This window comes from Arthrobacter sp. PAMC 25486, from assembly GCF_000785535.1.
Lineage (GTDB): Bacteria > Actinomycetota > Actinomycetes > Actinomycetales > Micrococcaceae > Specibacter.
On the sequence record NZ_CP007595.1, the window covers coordinates 1 to 20921 of the forward strand.

12 protein-coding genes, 4 rRNA genes and 1 other annotated feature are annotated in these 20921 nt (G+C 60.8%); all 16 genes read left to right on the forward strand.

Features of this window, described 5'->3' with window-relative positions; translation table 11 throughout:
* Nucleotides 1–202, forward strand: a sequence feature (23S ribosomal RNA rRNA prediction is too short).
* A gap of 227 nt (nucleotides 203–429) precedes the next feature.
* The 16 genes from rrf (art_RS00010) to art_RS00085 all read left to right on the forward strand — a co-directional run bounded on the left by rrf (art_RS00010) (nucleotide 430) and on the right by art_RS00085 (nucleotide 20605).
* A 5S ribosomal RNA gene (rrf, locus tag art_RS00010) occupies nucleotides 430–546 on the forward strand.
* A gap of 1491 nt (nucleotides 547–2037) precedes the next feature.
* Nucleotides 2038–3573: ribosomal RNA gene (locus art_RS00015) — 16S ribosomal RNA — on the forward strand.
* A 574-nt stretch (nucleotides 3574–4147) separates the two neighbouring features.
* A 23S ribosomal RNA gene (locus tag art_RS00020) occupies nucleotides 4148–7318 on the forward strand.
* A 224-nt stretch (nucleotides 7319–7542) separates the two neighbouring features.
* A 5S ribosomal RNA gene (gene rrf / locus art_RS00025) occupies nucleotides 7543–7659 on the forward strand.
* The 16S, 23S and 5S rRNA genes sit together here, the layout of an rRNA operon.
* 251 nt (nucleotides 7660–7910) lie before the next feature.
* On the forward strand, nucleotides 7911–8399 hold the full coding sequence (locus art_RS00030) for a hypothetical protein (protein ID WP_038461638.1): 489 nt from the start codon (nucleotides 7911–7913) through the stop codon (nucleotides 8397–8399).
* A 105-nt stretch (nucleotides 8400–8504) separates the two neighbouring features.
* The gene (locus art_RS22740; RefSeq protein WP_253901416.1) at nucleotides 8505–10862 is read left to right on the forward strand and encodes a hypothetical protein; all 2358 of its coding nucleotides are present in this window, start codon (nucleotides 8505–8507) and stop codon (nucleotides 10860–10862) included.
* Entirely contained in the window at nucleotides 10852–11862 is a 1011-nt protein-coding gene (locus art_RS00040; RefSeq protein WP_038461641.1) for an HAD-IIA family hydrolase, read from the forward strand. The genes art_RS22740 and art_RS00040 overlap by 11 nt, the downstream gene beginning before the upstream one ends.
* Nucleotides 11855–12100, forward strand: a complete 246-nt coding sequence (locus art_RS00045) for a hypothetical protein (RefSeq protein ID WP_038461645.1) — start codon at nucleotides 11855–11857, stop codon at nucleotides 12098–12100. Before art_RS00040 ends, art_RS00045 begins: the two co-directional genes overlap by 8 nt.
* Complete coding sequence (locus art_RS00050) at nucleotides 12097–12909, forward strand: TlyA family RNA methyltransferase (RefSeq protein WP_038461647.1); 813 nt, start codon at nucleotides 12097–12099, stop codon at nucleotides 12907–12909. The genes art_RS00045 and art_RS00050 overlap by 4 nt, the downstream gene beginning before the upstream one ends.
* Nucleotides 12910–12919: 10 nt before the next feature.
* Nucleotides 12920–13996 (forward strand): NAD kinase, encoded by a 1077-nt coding sequence (locus tag art_RS00055; protein WP_052135824.1) that lies wholly within the window; start codon nucleotides 12920–12922, stop codon nucleotides 13994–13996.
* The gene (gene recN, locus art_RS00060) at nucleotides 13993–15720 is read left to right on the forward strand and encodes a DNA repair protein RecN (RefSeq protein WP_038461648.1); all 1728 of its coding nucleotides are present in this window, start codon (nucleotides 13993–13995) and stop codon (nucleotides 15718–15720) included. The genes art_RS00055 and recN overlap by 4 nt, the downstream gene beginning before the upstream one ends.
* A 60-nt stretch (nucleotides 15721–15780) precedes the next feature.
* Nucleotides 15781–17487 carry a CTP synthase gene (locus art_RS00065; protein ID WP_038461650.1) on the forward strand — a complete coding sequence of 569 codons (1707 nt, stop codon included), beginning with the start codon at nucleotides 15781–15783 and terminating at the stop codon, nucleotides 17485–17487.
* Between the two features lie 123 nt (nucleotides 17488–17610).
* Complete coding sequence (locus tag art_RS00070; RefSeq protein ID WP_082000486.1) at nucleotides 17611–18195, forward strand: NUDIX hydrolase; 585 nt, start codon at nucleotides 17611–17613, stop codon at nucleotides 18193–18195.
* A gap of 53 nt (nucleotides 18196–18248) precedes the next feature.
* Nucleotides 18249–19166, forward strand: a complete 918-nt coding sequence (xerD, locus tag art_RS00075) for a site-specific tyrosine recombinase XerD (RefSeq protein ID WP_082000485.1) — start codon at nucleotides 18249–18251, stop codon at nucleotides 19164–19166.
* 357 nt (nucleotides 19167–19523) lie between these two features.
* Nucleotides 19524–20003: a hypothetical protein gene (locus art_RS00080; protein WP_157875060.1), complete on the forward strand. Its 480-nt coding sequence runs from the start codon at nucleotides 19524–19526 to the stop codon at nucleotides 20001–20003.
* Nucleotides 20004–20134: 131 nt separating this feature from the next.
* Nucleotides 20135–20605: a rhodanese-like domain-containing protein gene (locus art_RS00085; RefSeq protein ID WP_253901417.1), complete on the forward strand. Its 471-nt coding sequence runs from the start codon at nucleotides 20135–20137 to the stop codon at nucleotides 20603–20605.
* Nucleotides 20606–20921: the final 316 nt, after the last annotated feature.

Genomic DNA, 20921 nt, shown 5'->3' on the forward strand with positions numbered 1-20921 from the left:
GTGCATCGCTGATTAGCTACGTTCGGATGGGATAACCGCTGAAAGCATCTAAGCGGGAAGCCCGCTTCAAGATGAGATTTCCATACACAGTCATGTGTGAGAGGCCCCCAGCTAGACCACTGGGTTGATAGGCCGGACGTGGAAGCGAGGACTAAAGACTCGTGAAGCTGACCGGTACTAATAGGCCGATAACTTACACCACACACACTCTTATAAACTAAAAAGACTGCTCGCGTTCACTATGTGGTTCCCAAACAACAAACCCACCCGTTTGTTAATGGAAACCAAACCACGGATCAACACCTGTGATAACCCCCACCCCACAGTGGCGGGACACCCACAGAAACATCCCGTATAATAAAATACTGTTGTTCATCACAGAACACCCAACAAGCCACCCAACCAATCACTTGGTCCCGGGGAACGAGTTACGGTGGTCATAGCGTGGGGGAAACGCCCGGTCCCATTCCGAACCCGGAAGCTAAGACCCACAGCGCCGATGGTACTGCATTCGAGAGGATGTGGGAGAGTAGGACACCGCCGGACAACACATAAAAACAGGTCGAGGCCCCACACCACCAGGTGCGGGGCCTCCCTGCATTAACAACCCAACCCACCACACCACCACCAAACACCACCCCCTACCCTCACGGCCACCCCACCCGGTGGCCACAGCTGTTTAACCCACCAGAACGCTCCCTCACGTTCCGGGCCATATCGACGGATCCTCCCTCACGTTCCGAAGCCACCGATCCACCGAAACGACAGGGTACGGAAACGACCGGGTACGGAAACGTCCGGGGACGGAAACGTCCGGGGACGGAAATGACCGGGCCCCGAAACCATGGCCACCCCACCCAGTGGCCGTCCTTGTTTAACAACCCAGTGTTGAGTAGCCCAGCCCTGATCACCGTGCGGGGTGGTTCCTGACAGCGCATCAGATGTCACTCGTTCCTTGTTGGTGTTAGGGGCATTGATGGAGGTAACTTCCTGGATCACGTCAGTGATGACCTGGGGCGGGGATCTGCTGGTTCCGGGCCGGCCGGGTGGAGGCCATGGTTGGGTGTGTGGTGCCGTTGGTCGGCACCGTCGTCCCGCCGGTGTGTTCTTCCCTGCCGGCGCCCTGGAGTCACCGCGCCGTCGGTGTGGCAGGGTCGCAGTGCCCGGCCAGGGATGTTGGAGACCGGGGCCAGGTGGTGTTCACTCAACCCTGCGATGCCGCGAAGTCGCGATGGTGTGCTGGTGCGGATTGCCGGGGCCGGCTGCGCCGGGCACCAACTGGTGCTTGTCGCACTTTTTTTGATGTGGTGGTGCCGGTCCCGGGCATTGACGGGGATGCCGTGGAAGCGGCCCACCTCCAGATCCTCGCGGCAGCCAGGCAGCCAGGGAGCTTGATGGCAGGGAAGTTCGACGGCGCCGTGGTGGTAGGGAAATGAGATGGCGTGATGGCGTTGTCGGTTGGTGGGGTGGACGCTGGCTGTTGAGGGGGTTCGGGGTGTGGTGCTGGGCACAGTATCGGGTGGTGGGTGGCCTGATGGGTGGCCGGGCGGGGGTGCCCGGGCCGTGGGTGGGGTGGTGTTCCGGGCCGTTACCCCGGGCTTTTCCGGGGAGTTTCCGCGGGGTTTCGGGGCGCCAGGGTGTGGTGGTGGGTGTCACAGGGTGTGGAGTTGGTGTTGGCGGGTAAAGGTGTGTATTGTTTTTCGAGTTGCCCCGCTTGATGCGGGAGCGGCGGACTCCCTGGTATTTGAGCCGGTATTTTTGCCGGTTGTTCTGCCGTGTGTTGAGGGATGTGGATCGGGTTTGACCGGGTTTGCATTGCTGAATGTTTGGGGGTAAGATTGAAAAGTTGCCTCGGCGCTGATCGCCAGAACTCAATAGTGTGCCAAGTTTTATTGATACCAATTTATTTATATTGAATTGGTTATTTGGTTGTGTGTTGCCGCCCCTGTGGTGATGCATGATCGTTTAGCTGGTTTCGAATTTAGTGCATGCGTTGCTCACCATTTTCCGGTGGTTTCGTGTGTGTCTGTTTAGTTATTAACGGAGAGTTTGATCCTGGCTCAGGATGAACGCTGGCGGCGTGCTTAACACATGCAAGTCGAACGATGAACCCCGCTTGCGGGGGGATTAGTGGCGAACGGGTGAGTAACACGTGAGTAACCTGCCCTTAACTCTGGGATAAGCCTTGGAAACGGGGTCTAATACTGGATATTGACTTTTCCTCGCATGGGGATTGGTTGAAAGATTTATTGGTTTTGGATGGACTCGCGGCCTATCAGCTTGTTGGTGAGGTAATGGCTCACCAAGGCGACGACGGGTAGCCGGCCTGAGAGGGTGACCGGCCACACTGGGACTGAGACACGGCCCAGACTCCTACGGGAGGCAGCAGTGGGGAATATTGCACAATGGGCGAAAGCCTGATGCAGCGACGCCGCGTGAGGGATGACGGCCTTCGGGTTGTAAACCTCTTTCAGTAGGGAACAAGGCCAGACGTTGTCTGGTTGAGGGTACTTGCAGAAGAAGCGCCGGCTAACTACGTGCCAGCAGCCGCGGTAATACGTAGGGCGCAAGCGTTATCCGGAATTATTGGGCGTAAAGAGCTCGTAGGCGGTTTGTCGCGTCTGCCGTGAAAGTCCGGGGCTCAACCCCGGATCTGCGGTGGGTACGGGCAGACTAGAGTGATGTAGGGGAGACTGGAATTCCTGGTGTAGCGGTGAAATGCGCAGATATCAGGAGGAACACCGATGGCGAAGGCAGGTCTCTGGGCATTAACTGACGCTGAGGAGCGAAAGCATGGGGAGCGAACAGGATTAGATACCCTGGTAGTCCATGCCGTAAACGTTGGGCACTAGGTGTGGGGGACATTCCACGTTTTCCGCGCCGTAGCTAACGCATTAAGTGCCCCGCCTGGGGAGTACGGCCGCAAGGCTAAAACTCAAAGGAATTGACGGGGGCCCGCACAAGCGGCGGAGCATGCGGATTAATTCGATGCAACGCGAAGAACCTTACCAAGGCTTGACATGAACCGGAAATACCTGGAAACAGGTGCCCCGCTTGCGGTCGGTTTACAGGTGGTGCATGGTTGTCGTCAGCTCGTGTCGTGAGATGTTGGGTTAAGTCCCGCAACGAGCGCAACCCTCGTTCTATGTTGCCAGCACGTGATGGTGGGGACTCATAGGAGACTGCCGGGGTCAACTCGGAGGAAGGTGAGGACGACGTCAAATCATCATGCCCCTTATGTCTTGGGCTTCACGCATGCTACAATGGCCGGTACAATGGGTTGCGATACTGTGAGGTGGAGCTAATCCCAAAAAGCCGGTCTCAGTTCGGATTGGGGTCTGCAACTCGACCCCATGAAGTCGGAGTCGCTAGTAATCGCAGATCAGCAACGCTGCGGTGAATACGTTCCCGGGCCTTGTACACACCGCCCGTCAAGTCACGAAAGTTGGTAACACCCGAAGCCGGTGGCCTAACCCCCTTGTGGGGAGGGAGCTGTCGAAGGTGGGACTGGCGATTGGGACTAAGTCGTAACAAGGTAGCCGTACCGGAAGGTGCGGCTGGATCACCTCCTTTCTAAGGAGCACCAATCACCAACACAACCCCGCATGGGTGTTGAGCGTTGCGTGGTAGGAGAATAGTACGTAGCGGGAACGAAAGTTTCCCGGCGTGCTGCTCAAGGGTGGAATATCAATAAAATAGGTGCCTGCCGGCACGGGCCAATCTGAATCGAGTACAACAACCTTTTGGGGTTGTGGGGAAAAGTTCATCAAGGATTGGTGTGTTCTGGTGGGTGGTGTTTGGCACACTGTTGGGTCCTGAAACAACAACGGGTCATCGATTTCCTTCGTGGGGATCGTCGATCGTTGTTGATTTCTGGTTTCCCTCACATAACTGAACCGGTCACTGGGTGACACACATTTTTGTGTGTCTGGTGGTTGGGGAACGTGTGTGAAGGGGTTGTTGTTTGAGAACTACATAGTGAACGCGAGCATCTTTTATAAGAAAGCAATTTCTTTGAGAATATGAAATAAAACCTGGATCTGACACCACCTTTTGGGGTGGTGCTGGTTTCCATGGTTTTCTCGATAATCAAAAATCATGATGCACCCGCTTTGGTGTGGTGTGTTGTGTTTGACTGCATGTGTGTGGTCAAGTTTTTAAGGGCGCACGGTGGATGCCTTGGCATTAGGAGCCGAAGAAGGACGTAGGAATCTGCGATAAGCCTCGGGGAGTTGATAACCAAACTTTGATCCGAGGGTGTCCGAATGGGGGAACCCCGCCACCGGTTGCAAGACCAGGTGGTGACCCGCATCTGAATATATAGGATGTGTGGAGGGAACGTGGGGAAGTGAAACATCTCAGTACCCACAGGAAGAGAAAACAATAGTGATTCCGTTAGTAGTGGCGAGCGAACGCGGATCAGGCTAAACCGTGTCATGTGTGATAGCCGGCGGGCGTTGCATGGTGCGGGGTTGTGGGACTTACCGATCTAGTTCTGCCGGACTAGGAAGGGGAATGGTGCATGTATAGGTGAACGGTTTTGAATGGCCGACCGTAGAGGGTGAGAGTCCCGTAACTGAAATGCAGTGCACTCCCTGGTGAGTATCCCAAGTAGCACGGGGCCCGAGAAATCCCGTGTGAATCTGTCAGGACCACCTGATAAGCCTAAATACTACCTAATGACCGATAGCGGACAAGTACCGTGAGGGAAAGGTGAAAAGTACCCCGGGAGGGGAGTGAAATAGTACCTGAAACCGTGTGCTTACAATCCGTCAGAGCAAGCGTGCATCCTTTGGGGTGTAGTTGTTCTTGTGATGGCGTGCCTTTTGAAGAATGAGCCTGCGAGTTAGTGTTACGTCGCGAGGTTAACCCGTGTGGGGAAGCCGTAGCGAAAGCGAGTCTGAATAGGGCGAGTGTAGTGGCGTGATCTAGACCCGAAGCGAAGTGATCTACCCATGGCCAGGTTGAAGCGCGTGTAAGAGCGCGTGGAGGACCGAACCCACTTCAGTTGAAAATGGAGGGGATGAGCTGTGGGTAGGGGTGAAAGGCCAATCAAACTTCGTGATAGCTGGTTCTCCCCGAAATGCATTTAGGTGCAGCGTTGCGTGTTTCTTACTGGAGGTAGAGCTACTGGATGGCTAATGGGCCCTACAAGGTTACTGACGTCAGCCAAACTCCGAATGCCGGTAAGTCAGAGCGTAGCAGTGAGACTGTGGGGGATAAGCTTCATAGTCGAGAGGGAAACAGCCCAGACCACCAACTAAGGCCCCTAAGCGTGTGCTAAGTGGGAAAGGATGTGGGATTGCTTAGACAACCAGGAGGTTGGCTTAGAAGCAGCCATCCTTAAAAGAGTGCGTAATAGCTCACTGGTCAAGTGATTCCGCGCCGACAATGTAGCGGGGCTCAAGTACACCGCCGAAGTTGTGGATTTCAAACATTGCCCTAGCCAAAGCTTGCTTTGGTTCAGGGGTTTGGAGTGGTAGGGGAGCGTCGTGTGGGCATTGAAGCTGCAGTGTGAACTAGCAGTGGAGCCCACACGAGTGAGAATGCAGGCATGAGTAGCGAAAGACGGGTGAGAAACCCGTCCGCCGAATGATCAAGGGTTCCAGGGTCAAGCTAATCTGCCCTGGGTAAGTCGGGACCTAAGGCGAGGCCGACAGGCGTAGTCGATGGACAACGGGTTGATATTCCCGTACCGGTGAAGAACCGCCCCTATTGAACCGGTGATACTAACCACCCAAACCACCACTGCGTGTCCTTCGGGACCAGGGTGTGTGGGGAGCGTGGGACCTGAACCGGGGAGGTAAACGTATTAACAGGTGTGACGCAGGAAGGTAGCCGAGCCGGGCGATGGTAGTCCCGGTCTAAGGATGTAGGAAACACGATAGGCAAATCCGTTGTGTTGTCTTTGATGACGATTCTGAGATCTGATGGGACCCCCGTACGGGGGAATTCGGTGATCCTATGCTGCCTAGAAAAGCATCGACGTGAGGTTCCAACCGCCCGTACCCCAAACCGACACAGGTGATCAGGTAGAGAATACTAAGGCGATCGAGAGAATTATGGTTAAGGAACTCGGCAAAATGCCCCCGTAACTTCGGGAGAAGGGGGGCCTGCCCCGTGAAGGAACCTAGCGTTCCGTGAGCGGGTGTGGGCCGCAGAGACCAGGGGGAAGCGACTGTTTACTAAAAACACAGGTCCGTGCGAAGTCGCAAGACGATGTATACGGACTGACTCCTGCCCGGTGCTGGAAGGTTAAGAGGACCGGTTAGCACACTTGTGTGCGAAGCTGAGAATTTAAGCCCCAGTAAACGGCGGTGGTAACTATAACCATCCTAAGGTAGCGAAATTCCTTGTCGGGTAAGTTCCGACCTGCACGAATGGAGTAACGACTTCCCCGCTGTCTCAACCATAAACTCGGCGAAATTGCAGTACGAGTAAAGATGCTCGTTACGCGCAGCAGGACGGAAAGACCCCGAGACCTTTACTATAGTTTGGTATTGGTGTTCGGAGTGGCTTGTGTAGGATAGGTGGGAGACTGTGAAACCGCAACGCTAGTTGTGGTGGAGTCATCGTTGAAATACCACTCTGGTCACTTTGGACATCTAACTTCGGCCCGTAATCCGGGTCAGGGACAGTGCCTGATGGGTAGTTTAACTGGGGCGGTTGCCTCCTAAAAAGTAACGGAGGCGCCCAAAGGTTCCCTCAGCCTGGTTGGCAATCAGGTTTCGAGTGTAAGTGCACAAGGGAGCTTGACTGTGAGAGGGACACCTCGAGCAGGGACGAAAGTCGGGACTAGTGATCCGGCGGCACATTGTGGAATGGCCGTCGCTCAACGGATAAAAGGTACCTCGGGGATAACAGGCTGATCTTGCCCAAGAGTCCATATCGACGGCATGGTTTGGCACCTCGATGTCGGCTCGTCGCATCCTGGGGCTGGAGTAGGTCCCAAGGGTTGGGCTGTTCGCCCATTAAAGCGGTACGCGAGCTGGGTTTAGAACGTCGTGAGACAGTTCGGTCCCTATCCGCTGCGCGCGCAGGAAATTTGAGAAGGGCTGTCCTTAGTACGAGAGGACCGGGACGGACGAACCTCTGGTGTGTCAGTTGTACTGCCAAGTGCATCGCTGATTAGCTACGTTCGGATGGGATAACCGCTGAAAGCATCTAAGCGGGAAGCCCGCTTCAAGATGAGATTTCCATACACAGTTATGTGTGAGAGGCCCCCAGCTAGACCACTGGGTTGATAGGCCGGACGTGGAAGCGAGGACTAAAGACTCGTGAAGCTGACCGGTACTAATAGGCCGATAACTTACACCACACACTCTTATAACTAAAAAGACTGCTCGCGTTCACTATGTGGTTCCCAAACAACAAACCCACCCGTTTGTTAATGGAAACCAAACCAGGGATCAACACCTGTGATAACCCCCACCCCACAGTGGCGGGACACCCACAGGAACATCCCGTATAATAAAATACTGTTGTTCATCACAGAACACCCAACAAGCCACCCAACCAATCACTTGGTCTTGGGGAACGAGTTACGGTGGTCATAGCGTGGGGGAAACGCCCGGTCCCATTCCGAACCCGGAAGCTAAGACCCACAGCGCCGATGGTACTGCATTCGAGAGGATGTGGGAGAGTAGGACACCGCCGGACAACACATAAACAGGGTCGAGGCCCCACACCACCAGTGGGGGGGCCTCCCTGCATTAAACACACCCAACCCACCACCACGGCCACCCCACCCGGTGGCCACAGCTGTTTAACCCACCCCACCAACCACCCACACAGGCGACCCTCACCGTCTACCCAGGCACCGCCGTCGCACATGGTTGACTGCCCATAGAGGTGATAGTCACTAGTAGTTGGGGCAGACCTGCTACTCACTTCAACGGTAGGGTGGCCTGATGCAGAATCTTTTTTCCCACGCACACGAGCCGGACTACGTCGCTTCACGCGAGACTGAACAGCTTGAGGGCGTCGTGCTCATTGATGTCCCCATGGATCAGGCTTTTGATGGTTTCACTGACGGGATCCATCTATGGTGGCCTGTGTCGGAGCAAAGCGTATTTGGCGAGGGGAGCCACGTGGCGCTGCTTCGCGATCATCTCGTAGAGGAATCAGCCGATGGGGAAGAGATCGTGTGGGCCGACATTTCTGCTTGGGAATCGCCCAGCCACCTCGCCCTGCAGTGGGTCTCGGGGAACGTTTCCGAGAATCACCAAGAAGTGGACATTTCTTTTGAGCTTGCAGATGGTGGCATGACCAAGGTCAGCGTCACTTACGATCACGACCCGGGTGCCGAAGCAGCTGAAGATGGCACATTTGCTTGTGATTGGTCACTCATCTTGTCCAGATACGCCAGATTCATGGGTGGAGCCGTTCAGCTCGACTAGACTGGTAGATGGACCAAAGCGTCCAGAGATTTTTTCGTAGTACATCAATAGTGAAGAGCGGCTGTTACTGTGCCAGTTAGTGCGCTCGAAGGTTTAGGAGTCGGCATGGCTGAGCAGTACGAAGGTAAGCGCGAGGACAATTCCCGCGGACGCGACAACCAGGGGAACAGCGGCAGGCCTTACGCCGACCGCCCGGCAACGAATGACCGCCAGCCGGCACGCCCCTACAACGAACGCAGCAATCAGGGCGGACGCCCAGCAGGTGACCGTGACAATCGTGGAGGTCAGGGTGGACGCCCAGCTGGCAACAGTGGCCGTCCCTACGGTGACCGCGACTCACGCCCGTCGTACGGTTCACGCGATGACCGTCCCGCCCGCAACAACGACCGCCCTTCATATGGCGACCGCGACAACCGCGGTGGCCAGGGTGGGCGTCCGGCTGGAAACAGTGGCCGTCCCTACGGTGACCGTGACTCACGTCCGTCGTACGGCAACCGTGATGACCGTCCCGCACGTAGCAATGACCGACCCTCCTATGGTGACCGCGACTCACGCCCGTCATTCGGCGATCGTGACAAGCGTGGTGCCGACCGTCCCATGGTCGACGGGCGTCGTGAAGACCGCAAGCCTTTCGGTGACCGCGACAACCGTGGTGGCCAGGGTGGACGTCCGTCCGGTGACCGCGACTCACGCCCTTCTTACGGCAACCGCGACTCACGCCCTTCATACGGTGACCGTCCGGCGCGCAGCAACGACCGTCCCGCATATGGTGCACGCGATGATCGCGGCGCCCAGGGTGGACGCCCCGCTAGCAACAGCGGCCGCCCCTACGGTGACCGTGACTCACGTCCGTCTTACGGTGCACGTGAAGATCGTCCCGCACGCAGCAACGACCGCCCCTCATACGGTGACCGGGACAACCGCGGTGGCCAGGGTGGCCGCCCGTCCGGTGACCGTGACTCACGCCCTTCATACGGTGACCGTCCGGCGCGCAGCAATGACCGTCCCTCATATGGTGCACGCGACGATCGTCCCGCACGCAGCAACGACCGCCCCTCATACGGTGACCGGGACAACCGCGGTGGCCAGGGTGGCCGTCCATCCGGTGACCGTGACTCACGCCCTTCATACGGTGACCGGCCGGCGCGCAGCAATGACCGTCCCTCATATGGTGCACGCGACGATCGTCCGGCACGCAGCAACGACCGCCCCTCCTACGGTGACCGGGACAACCGCGGTGGCCAGGGTGGCCGTCCCGCCGGTAACAGTGGCCGTCCGTCCGGTGACCGTGATTCACGCCCGTCCTACGGCAACCGTGACGACCGTCCGGCACGCAGCAACGACCGCCCGTCCTACGGTGACCGGGACAACCGCGGTGGCTCACGCGACCACGGCTCACGTGAAGACCGCGGCCCCCGCGTTGCCCCTGAACGCAACGCGGCAGACCTGCGCAGCTCAAACCGTCCCGATCGCGACCGTTCCCCGGAAATCGATCCCGACGTCACCGGTGAGGAGCTGGACAAGGTAACCCGCGCCCAGCTGCGCATTCTTGATTCACGCAACAACGAGTGGGTGTCGAAGCACCTGGTCATGGCCGGGCGCCTGATCGACTTCGTTCCCGAGCTCGCCTTTGAGCACGCACTGGCTGCCAGCCGTCGCGGTGGCCGCCTGGCCTGTGTCCGCGAAGCTGTTGCCATGACTGCCTACGCGGCAGGCAAGTACGGCGAGGCACTGCGCGAGCTGCGCACCTTCCGCCGCATCAGCGGTTCCAACGTCCACCTTCCCCTCATGGCTGACTGTGAGCGCGGCCTGGGCCGTCCCGACCGCGCCCTTGACCTGATCAAGTCCGAGGATGCAGAAACCCTGGACACGGCCGGCAAGGTCGAACTGGCCATTGTTGAGTCCGGTGCCCGCGGGGATCTTGGTGACCTGGATGCAGCACTGTCCGCACTCGAGATCCCGCAGCTGGACCTCAACCGCGCGTTCTCCTTCAGCCCCCGCCTGTTCCGTGCCTATGGCATGGTGCTGCGCGCGGCCGACCGCAAGGATGAGGCCAAGACCTGGGAACGCCAGGCGCTGGTTGCCGAGGATGCCCTCGGCATAGACGAAGGCACCGACCAGATCATCATGGACCTCGGCGACGACGAGGACATTCCCCTGGACTCCCCGCGCGTGCGTGTCGCCGATGTTATGGAACCGGCCGTCGCGCCTGTGAAGAACGACGACGACACCTTGGCAGCTGCCGAGCTCACCTCAGCTGATGCCCAGGATGGCGAGCAGGACGAGACAAATACGGACGACGCCGAGTCCTCCTACTTTGAATCCGATGATGCCGAGTCGGACGAGGACAGCGCCGATGCAGACAGCGCCGATGAAGACGGCGCGGACGCAGACGGTGCCGAAGCTGACGACGAGGGTGCTGCAGACGAGGAATCCGGCGACGCTTTCAACAGTGAGCGCTAAATCCTTGCTGAACCATTTTGATGCGGTTCTGGCGGATCTGGACGGCGTGGTTTATGCCGGCCCGGATGCCATTCCCGGTGCCATCGAGGCCTTGACCGGCCTGGCCGGCGCCAATGTGTCGCTGGCGTACGTGACGAATAACGCCTCACGTACGCCGGCGCAGGTTGCCGCCCATTTACGTCAGCTGGGCGCTCCCGCCAACGATGACCAGGTTGTCAGTTCCGCCCAGGCGGGCGCTGCCCTGCTGGCGCAGAAGTTTCCTGCCGGTTCCAAGGTTCTTGTCACGGGCAGTGCCGCACTGGCCCAGGAAGTGACGGCCCTGGGCATGACCGTGGTGGAGAGCGCCAACGACGCACCGGACGTTGTCATCCAGGGCTTTGACCCGACACTTGGCTGGGCGGATCTGGCGGAAGCCACGTACGCCATCAATGCAGGCGCCACCTGGATCGCCACCAACACCGACATGACCATTCCCCGGGACCGCGGCATCGCCCCCGGTAACGGGACCTTGGTCGCAGCGGTGCGGACCGCCGTCGGGCATGATCCTTTGGTGGCCGGCAAGCCGGAGGCGCCGCTGTTCCACACGGCCGCAAACCGCCTGGGGGCCAAGCGCCCCCTGGTGGTGGGCGACCGCCTCGACACCGACATTCTCGGCGGCAACAATGCCGGCATGACCACCGCACTGGTGCTCACCGGCGTCGACTCCGGCGAGACAGCGCTGCGGGCCTGCACCGCCGAGCGGCCGCACTTCATCATCGACACGTTGGCCCAGCTGTACCAGCCGTATCCGAAGATCAAGCACGACGGCGCCCGGGTCACCTGTGGTGCCGCTGCCGCCACCGTCACCAACGCAGAAGGACAGCAGAGACTGCATATTGCGGGCGACCCGGCCGACAGTGACGCATGGCGTGCCGCCTGTGCCGCCTGGTGGGCCGCCGTGCCCAACGTCGCTGACGCAACCAACCCTGTCGTGAGCTGGTCGGCGGCCGAGCATGCCTGAGCAGAGCGGAGCCGGGCAGCTCCAGCCTGAGCAGGCCGGGCCCACGGGCGATCCAGGCGTTGACGCGCTCGTGGCACTGGCCGCGCAGGCGGCCCAGCTGCCAGCGGGGGAGCACCAGGGACGCTACACCGAGGTGCTGGCAGGGCTGGAACGTGAGCTCGACGCCGATCCTGTGGCCGCACTGCGCGGACCAGATGCCAGCCAAGGGACTGTTCCGGTCCAGGGCAGCGAACAGTGAGCCGCCTCGACGCCGAATTGGTGACCCGGGGGCTCGTTCGCTCCCGCACCGTCGCGGCAACCCTGATCAAGGCCGGGCGGGTCACCGTGTCCGGAAACCCGGCGCTCAAGGCCGCCCAAACCGTCACGGCGGACACACTTCTGGAGCTCCTGCCCGGCAACGAAGAGGACTACGTTTCCCGGGCCGGCCACAAGCTGGCCGGCGCACTGGCGCACTTCCCACAGGTCACCGTCGCCGGCAAACGCTGTCTTGACGCCGGCGCTTCCACCGGCGGCTTCACCGACGTTTTGCTGCGCCAAGAGGCTGCCAGCGTCGTGGCCGTCGATGTTGGCCACGGCCAGCTCGTCGATTCCCTGCGCCAGGATCCGCGCGTGGCGGTCCACGAAGGCCTGAACATCCGTTATATGTCCGCAGACGACATCGGCGGGCCCGTGGACCTGACCGTCTGCGACCTCTCCTTCATCTCGCTCACCCTCGTCATGGCGCCCTTGGCCTTGGCCACCAAAGTGGGCGGGGAACTGTTGCTCATGGTGAAGCCACAATTTGAGGTGGGCCGGGAACGGTTGGCACGCACCGGCGTCGTCAGCAGTGAGAATGAACGACGCCGGGCAGTCGCCCTGGTTGCCCAGGCGGCAGTCGCCAACGGGTTGGCATTGCAGGGCCTGGGCATCAGCCCGCTGCCGGGCCAGGACGGCAATGTTGAGTATTTTCTGCTCGCCAGGCGGGTAGTGTCGGAGCCTGCGCATAAGATCGAAGAGGAAGAGCTGGCAGTGGACACATTGCTGGCCGGGATCTGGCCGCAAAGATAGGAAAATATACATGACACGGCGCGTTTTGATTCTGGCCCACACGGGCCGCGAAGAGTCGATGCTGGCCGCCCTGGAGGCGTGCGTCGAGCTTCACGCAAACGCCATAGTCCCCGTCATGTATGCCGAAGAACTGGCAGATTTGACGGGCTACCTGGGCGTTTCCGGGGTCAAGATGGAGATTCTCGACCGTGATGTGACGCTCGCCGACATTGAACTGGTCATGGTCCTGGGCGGGGACGGCACCATTTTGCGTGCGGCCGAGATCGTCCGCGACTACGACGTTCCGCTATTGGGCGTGAATCTTGGCCATGTGGGATTCCTGGCCGAAAGTGAGCGCGAGGAATTGATCCAGACCGTGGCTGCCGTGGTGCAACGCAAATACTCGGTTGAGGAGCGCATGTGCCTGGATGTCATTGTCAGGGTTGCGGGCAAGGTGGTGGCCCACACCTGGGCCCTGAACGAGGTGGCCCTGGAAAAAGGAAACCGCGAACGCATGATTGAGGTCGTCACCGAAGTGGACGGGCGCCCCCTCACCTCCTTCGGCTGTGACGGCGTCGTCATGGCCACCCCTACAGGCTCCACGGCCTACGCCTTTTCCGCCGGCGGTCCCGTCGTGTGGCCCGGAGTGGAGGCCTTGCTCATGGTGCCCATCAGCGCCCACGCCCTCTTTGCCAAGCCACTCGTCGTCTCACCCTCATCAACACTCGCGGTGGAGGTGCTGACCCGCAACGGCGCCTACGGCGTCATCTGGTGCGACGGCCGCCGCACCGTGGACCTGCTGCCCGGCGCCCGCATCGAGGTCACCCGGTCACCCACGCCGGTGAAGCTGGCCCGCACACAGCAGTCAACGTTTTCCGAGCGTCTCGTGCGCAAATTCGAGCTGCCAGTCCAGGGCTGGCGCGGCCCGTCCCCGGAACAATCCGAACCGCCCACCACGCAGCTGCCCATCATCAAGCCGGCCAAACCGAAGACCCCCTTGGGCGGCCCGCCCGTGAACCGCATCCCCGAACTGCCTGACCTGACAGTTCCGCCGCCCACCACCACGTATTCGGGGACCACCTCCTTCTACGAAGAGGACCGCACGTGATCGAGGAAATCCGGATCCGGGATCTCGGGGTAATCTCCGAATCAACCCTTCCGCTGGGACCTGGCCTGAGCGTCGTCAGCGGCGAAACCGGTGCCGGAAAGACCATGGTGGTGACCGCCGTCGGACTGCTGCTGGGCAACCGGGCAGATGCGGGGGCCGTGCGCAATGGTGCCAAGAGCGCCTCGGCCGAGGCCACGCTGACCCTGCCGGCGGGCCACCCTGCCCTGGTGCGTGCGCTGGAGGCCGGTGCCGACATTGACGAGTTCGACGGCGGTGCGCAGCTGATTCTGGCGCGCACCGTCAACGCCGATGGGCGCAGCAGGGCGCATGTTGGCGGGCGCAGCGCCCCCATCGGTGTGCTCAATGAGCTGGGAGAGGCGCTCGTTGCCGTGCACGGGCAGTCGGACCAGATCCGGCTGAAAAACCCGTCGGCGCAGCGGCTTGCCCTGGACAAGTTTGCTGCCGAGGCGCACAAGGGCTTTGCCGCCACTGTGCGCAACTACCGGGACGTGTTTGAGCGGTGGCGTGCCGTCCAGGCGGAATTGGTACAGCTGCGCTCTGCGAGCCGGGAGCGGCTGCGGGAGGCGGAGTCCCTGACCACGGCGCTGGCCGAGATTGACGCCGTCGAACCTCTCACCGCAGAGGATGAACTGCTCAAGGCGGAGGCGGTGAAACTTGGCAACGTGGAAGAGCTGCGCAAGGCCACACTGGGCGCCCATGAGGCGCTGAGTGCAACCGACTATGGCGACGGCCCCGATGCTGCCAGCCTGGTCGACACGGCCAAGCGGCTTGTGGAAACCGTCTCGGAGGCCGACGAGGAATTGCTGCAAACCACCAAGCGGCTCTCCGAAGTTGGTTATTTGCTGGCCGACATCGCCCGCGACCTGGCAAGTTACGCCACCTCCCTGGACTCCGAGGGGCCCGGCCGCTTGGCCGAGGTTGAGGACCGGCGCGGGGAACTGGCTGTTTTGGTGCGCAAGTATGCACCCAGCATTGACGAGGTCATTGAATGGGCCGATGCGGCGCGGGTGCGGCTGGCCGAGCTCAGCGATGATTCGGGCCGGATTGAGGCGCTGGAGGCGGAGGAAATTGCCGCCCTGGCCGACCTGGGCGTGCGTGCCGGGGAGTTGACGGCCCTGCGCCGCAAGGCAGCCGAGAAACTCGCCAAGGCAGTCAGTGCCGAACTGAAGGCCCTCGCCATGCCGGATGCCAGGCTCGTCATCGAGATCTCCGCCGCAGAACGCAGCATCCACGGTGAAGACGACATTGCCTTCCTGCTGGCCCCGCACGCGGGCGCCTCACCGCGCCCGCTGGGCAAGGGTGCCTCCGGTGGTGAGCTTTCCCGGGTCATGCTGGCGCTGGAAGTGGTGCTGGCCGCCGTCGACCCTGTCCCAACATTTGTCTTCGACGAAGTTGACTCCGGCGTGGGCGGCAAGGCAGCCGTGGAAATTGGCCGCCGACTGGCCATGCTGGCCCAACACGTACAGGTTTTGGTGGTCACGCATCTGCCCCAGGTGGCAGCATTTGCCGACCAGCACGTGTTGGTGACCAAGAGTTCTGTGAGCAAAAACTCAACAGGCATCACCACCAGCAATGTCAAGCTTTTGACGTACGAGGAACGGGTAGTGGAATTGGCCCGAATGCTGGCAGGGCAGGAGGATTCTGCGACGGCGCAGGCCCACGCCAAGGAACTTTTGGCGCAGGCAGCACGCCCCCTTCAATAGTATTTTGGGTGGCGGTGGAGAAAATTCACGGCCTCTCACAACAGATAATCGGCTCATTAGATGATAGGCTCGAACTCCGTGGTGCAACGATCAAATTCCCGGCTCAGTGGTCAGTCCAAGACGACCAAACACATCTTCGTCACCGGCGGAGTCGCGTCCTCGCTCGGCAAGGGACTGACGGCTTCCAGCCTCGGTCACCTACTCCGTGCACGCGGCCTGTCGGTCACAATGCAAAAACTCGATCCCTATCTCAATGTGGATCCAGGCACAATGAATCCTTTCCAACATGGAGAAGTCTTCGTCACCGACGACGGCGCCGAAACTGACCTGGACATTGGCCATTACGAGCGCTTCCTCGATGAGAATCTCGAAGGCTCAGCCAATGTCACCACAGGTCAGGTGTACTCCACCGTCATCGCCAAGGAACGCCGCGGCGAATACCTGGGCGACACCGTGCAGGTCATCCCGCACATCACCGATGAGATCAAGCGCCGCATGCGCCTGCCCTCTGAAGGTGCCGACGCGCCCGATGTGATCATCACCGAAATTGGTGGCACGGTGGGCGACATCGAGTCCCAGCCGTTCCTGGAGTCAGCACGCCAGGTGCGCCAGGACGTGGGCCGCAACAACGTGTTCTTCGCGCATGTCTCCCTGGTTCCCTACATTGGCCCGTCCCAGGAACTGAAGACCAAGCCGACCCAGCACTCGGTTGCTGCGCTGCGCTCCCTGGGCATCCAGCCCGATGCCATCATCCTGCGCTCGGACCGGGTCCTGCCCGACGCCATGCACGCCAAGATTGGCCGTGCCTGCGACGTGGACGTCGAAGCTGTCATCGGCTGCCCCGATGCCTCCAGCATCTACGACATTCCCAAGACGCTGCATGCCCAGGGCCTGGACTCCTACATTGTGCGTGCCCTTGACCTGCCGTTCAAGGATGTTGACTGGACCAAGTGGGACAAGCTCCTAGAAGTGGTGCACAACCCCGCCCACCACATTGAGATTGCCCTGGTTGGCAAGTACATCGAGCTGCCTGACGCTTACCTCTCCGTGACCGAGGCCCTGCGCGCCGGCGGCTTCGCCAACGCCACCAAGGTCAAGATCAGGTGGGTGCCTTCCGATGACTGCGCCAGCGAGGCTGGTGCCCGCAAGGCACTTGCCGACGTTGATGCCATCTGTGTTCCCGGAGGTTTCGGCATCCGCGGACTCGAAGGCAAGCTGGGTGCGCTGAAGTTCGCCCGCGAAAACCAGATCCCCACCCTGGGCCTGTGCCTTGGCCTGCAGTCCATGGTCATTGAATATGCACGCAACGTTGTGGGCCTCGAAGGGGCATCGTCCTCGGAATTTGATGAGAACCCCACGTACCCCGTCATTGCCACCATGGAAGAGCAGCAGGACATTGTGGCCGGCTTGGGTGACCTGGGCGGCACCATGCGCCTGGGCCTCTACCCGGCAGTGCTGACCGAAGGCTCCGTCGTAGCGGAAACGTACGGCACCACGGATGTCTCCGAGCGCCACCGGCACCGCTACGAGGTGAACAACAAGTACCGCGAGCAGATTGCAGCAGCCGGGCTTGTCTTCTCAGGCACCTCACCCGACGGCAAACTGGTTGAGTACGTGGAGCTTCCCCGCGAGGTCCACCCGTACTACGTCTCCACCCAGGCGCACCCCGAACTGAGCTCGCGTCCCACCCGGCCGCACCCGCTCTTTGCCGGGCTTGTTGCCGCAGCCCTGGACCGCCAGAACGCCACACGGCTGCTGGAGGTCTAAGTGGGAAACCTTGGTGCATCGGGGACAGCAGAGCCGCGTGCCGCTGATGAAACTTCCTCCGCCGGCTGGACTTCATCAGTTGCGGATGAAGAAAGCTACCGGACGCTGCATTCACAGTCCACGGTGTACCAAGGGCGAATCTGGAACATTGTTTCAGACACGTTTTCACTGACACCCGGCTCCGAGCCGCTGACCCGGGATTACATTGACCATCCCGGGGCAGTGGCTGTGGTGGTGCTCAACGAGAGCCACCAAGTGCTGCTGTTGCGCCAATACCGCCACCCCGTCCAAATGAACCTGTGGGAGATTCCTGCCGGTCTGCTGGATGTGAAGGGTGAGGACTTTGTTGTGGGCGCCGCCCGCGAATTGGCCGAAGAAGCCGATCTTGCGGCGGCCCAATGGGACGTGCTGACCGACTTCTTCAACTCCCCGGGTTCCTCGAGCGAGGCGATCCGGATCTATCTGGCACGCGGCATCACCGAGGTTCCCGAAGAGCTGCGCCATGTGCGCACCGACGAGGAAGCCGAGATCGAGTTTGCCTGGGTTGACCTCGAGGAGGCGGCCGCGGCGGTTTTGGGCGGGCGCATACACAACCCGTCCGCCGTCGTCGGTATTTTGGCAGCAGCCCAGGCCGTGCGCACTGGCTTTGCGGACTTGCGTCCCGGCAATGCGCCGTGGCCCGAGCACCCCTCCCAGCGCCAACAGTGACCGCCACGGGCAGCACGGACGACGGGGGAGCGCCCACCGCGCTCTCACAGGCCATGGCCGACTATGTACAGCACATCGGTGTTGAACGCGGCCTGGCCCCCAACACCTTGGCGGCTTACCAGCGGGATTTGCGCCGCTACGGAGCCTTTCTGGCCGCGGCCGGGGTGAGCGAGCCGGGCAGGGTTACCCGGCGCCAGGTCAGCGAGTTTGCGCAGGGCCTGTCCGACGGCGCCGATGGCGGTTCCGCCCTGGGCATGCGGTCGGTGGCGCGGACCATTGTTGCTGTGCGCGGACTGCACAAATTCTGGGCGCTCGAGGGAGTCTGCGATGCTGACCCCGCCGCCGACATCCACCCGCCGCAGCCTGGCCGGCGCCTGCCCAAGGCCATCAGCGTCCACGACGTGACCCGGATTCTGGAAGCGGCAGGCACCGATACCCCCACCGGGCTGCGCGATGCCGCCATGCTCGAATTCCTGTACTCCACCGGCGCCCGCATCAGCGAGGCCGTGGGGCTCGACGTTGACGATTTGGTGTTCCCGGACGCGTCCCACGATGGACCCTCCCTGGTGCGGCTGTTCGGCAAGGGCTCCAAGGAACGCATCGTGCCGATCGGTTCCTACGCACTGAGAGCGTTGGACGCCTACCTGGTGCGGGGGCGGCCGGCCCTGGTCGCGAAGGGAACGGGCACGCCTGCCTTGTTCCTGAACGCCCGGGGCGGACGCATCAGCCGGCAAAGTGTGTGGACCATCCTGAAAACCGTGGCCGAGCGTGCGCAGGTGGAGGCGGATGTTTCCCCGCACACGCTGCGGCACTCCTTCGCCACCCACCTGCTGGAGGGTGGCGCCGACGTGCGCGTCGTGCAGGAACTGCTGGGCCACGCCTCCGTGACCACCACGCAGGTGTACACGCTGGTCACGGCGGAGACGTTGCGCGAGGTCTACGCGGCGGCGCACCCCCGCGCCCTCGGCTGACCCGCCCTGCGCTATTGGATCTGTGTGGCAGTTGTTGGACCAAAAACGGACCAAAAACGGCTGGAAACCGTTGTTCACGTCCTGTTGTCCACGCCCAACAACTGCCACACAGATTTTCAGGGGACGCCGCAGTGCGCTGAAAGATGCCTTGACGCCACCCCTCGAACCCGTCCATGATCGTGGGAACCGTTCACAAGAGAAGGGGGTAGGTGCACGTTCGATGAAGAACTGGACAAAGGTATCGGGGAGGGTCGTCGCTTCTCCGCTGACGACTTCGATGGACGTGGGTCTGAGATGGCAGGCCGACCCATTCGGTTGCGACTATGCGACAGCGAAAGAGCTCCCATGTGCCCCGGCATGACCGATAATCACGAGCAGTTTCACTACGTCCCGCTCCACGGAACACCAGAACCAGGGTTCTACGCTCAAAGTCTCCCCTTCGACACGTCCACCCTCAGTGTGATCGGGACGGACGCCATTTGCGAGGTCGATAAGACTCCTACGGCCAACGTACGGCCGAACATGAGTATCAAGGTCACGCAGTACCTCCGCCTATCCGACGAATCCTTGATACGACTCGACATGGATCGAGGAGTCACCTCCGTCAAGCACGGAATCAGCGAGGTTGTCTCCTGGAAGCGGTCGGCGGATAATCTGATCGCAGAGATCCTGACGTTGGTGCAGGTGGATGATGCGGACCGCCCGGGTGAACATCCATGGGACGAGCTTGCAGAAACGGCCCGGAAGCGCGGGATCGATGTCGACGAGGCAACACTGCGAGAGCTGCCGTACCGTGTGCTGCTGACGGAGGAAGTCATCACCTTGCTCGAACTTTGAGTTCGGCGAGATTCACACCGCCACCTATGAGGTCCGGGACGTGACGCTTCGAGATCTGCCGGCCGCCAGCTTGGCGTCCTAAACTGGGTACATGAGCGACGCCGCTGAGTTCTTTCGCACCCAGCTGCAGTTTGGAGATTGACGTCACGGACGTCCGTGCCGGCTTGGACGCCGGCAAATTTGTGCTGGTGGACACACGCCGGCACGCCTCGTGGGAGCACAGCCACATCCCCGGTGCCCTGCACCTGCCCACCGTGCTCATCCCCAACCAGGCCCATGTGCTCATCCCAGCGGGCACGCCCGTGGTGGTGTATTCGTGGGGTCTGGGCTGCAACGGCAGCACCCTTGCCGCCCTGGCCTTTGCCGAATTGGGCTACCCGATGCCAGCAATGATCGGTGGCATAGAATACTGGGCCAGGAACGGCCTGCCCGTGGAAACCTTCGACAGCATCACCACCGTTTGGGAAGAATGCCAGATTTTGAGCTATGGCATTCGTCCCAAACGGGGGAATTTTTTGGCTCCTGTGACTATTCCGTGGGTGATTGAGCCGGACACCCACCTTCCCGGCTGTCAGGTATCAAGCCGCTGTCGCCGTGGATGAGAGGTAAATGCGCGCCGAGAAGGGGCCAAAATCGCATAGATCTGAGCGTGTTTCGCCGAAAATGGTGCAGGCTCGCGAGCAGGGCGTTGCTTTGACGCCAGGTCACGGGTTGGGACCATTCTCGGCGAAACAGGACGCCACGCGATACGGCTCAGGCCCATTCTCGGCGAAGCACACACCCTCCGGCATGGGTTTCCCGTACCCCTGCGATAAGGAAGCAGGGGAAAGGAAGCGGAGACGGTGGCTAGTACCCGAGCAGTAGTCCACCCAGCAGCCCTTTATCAGGGGGAGAGTCTGAAGGCGTGACGGTGAACTC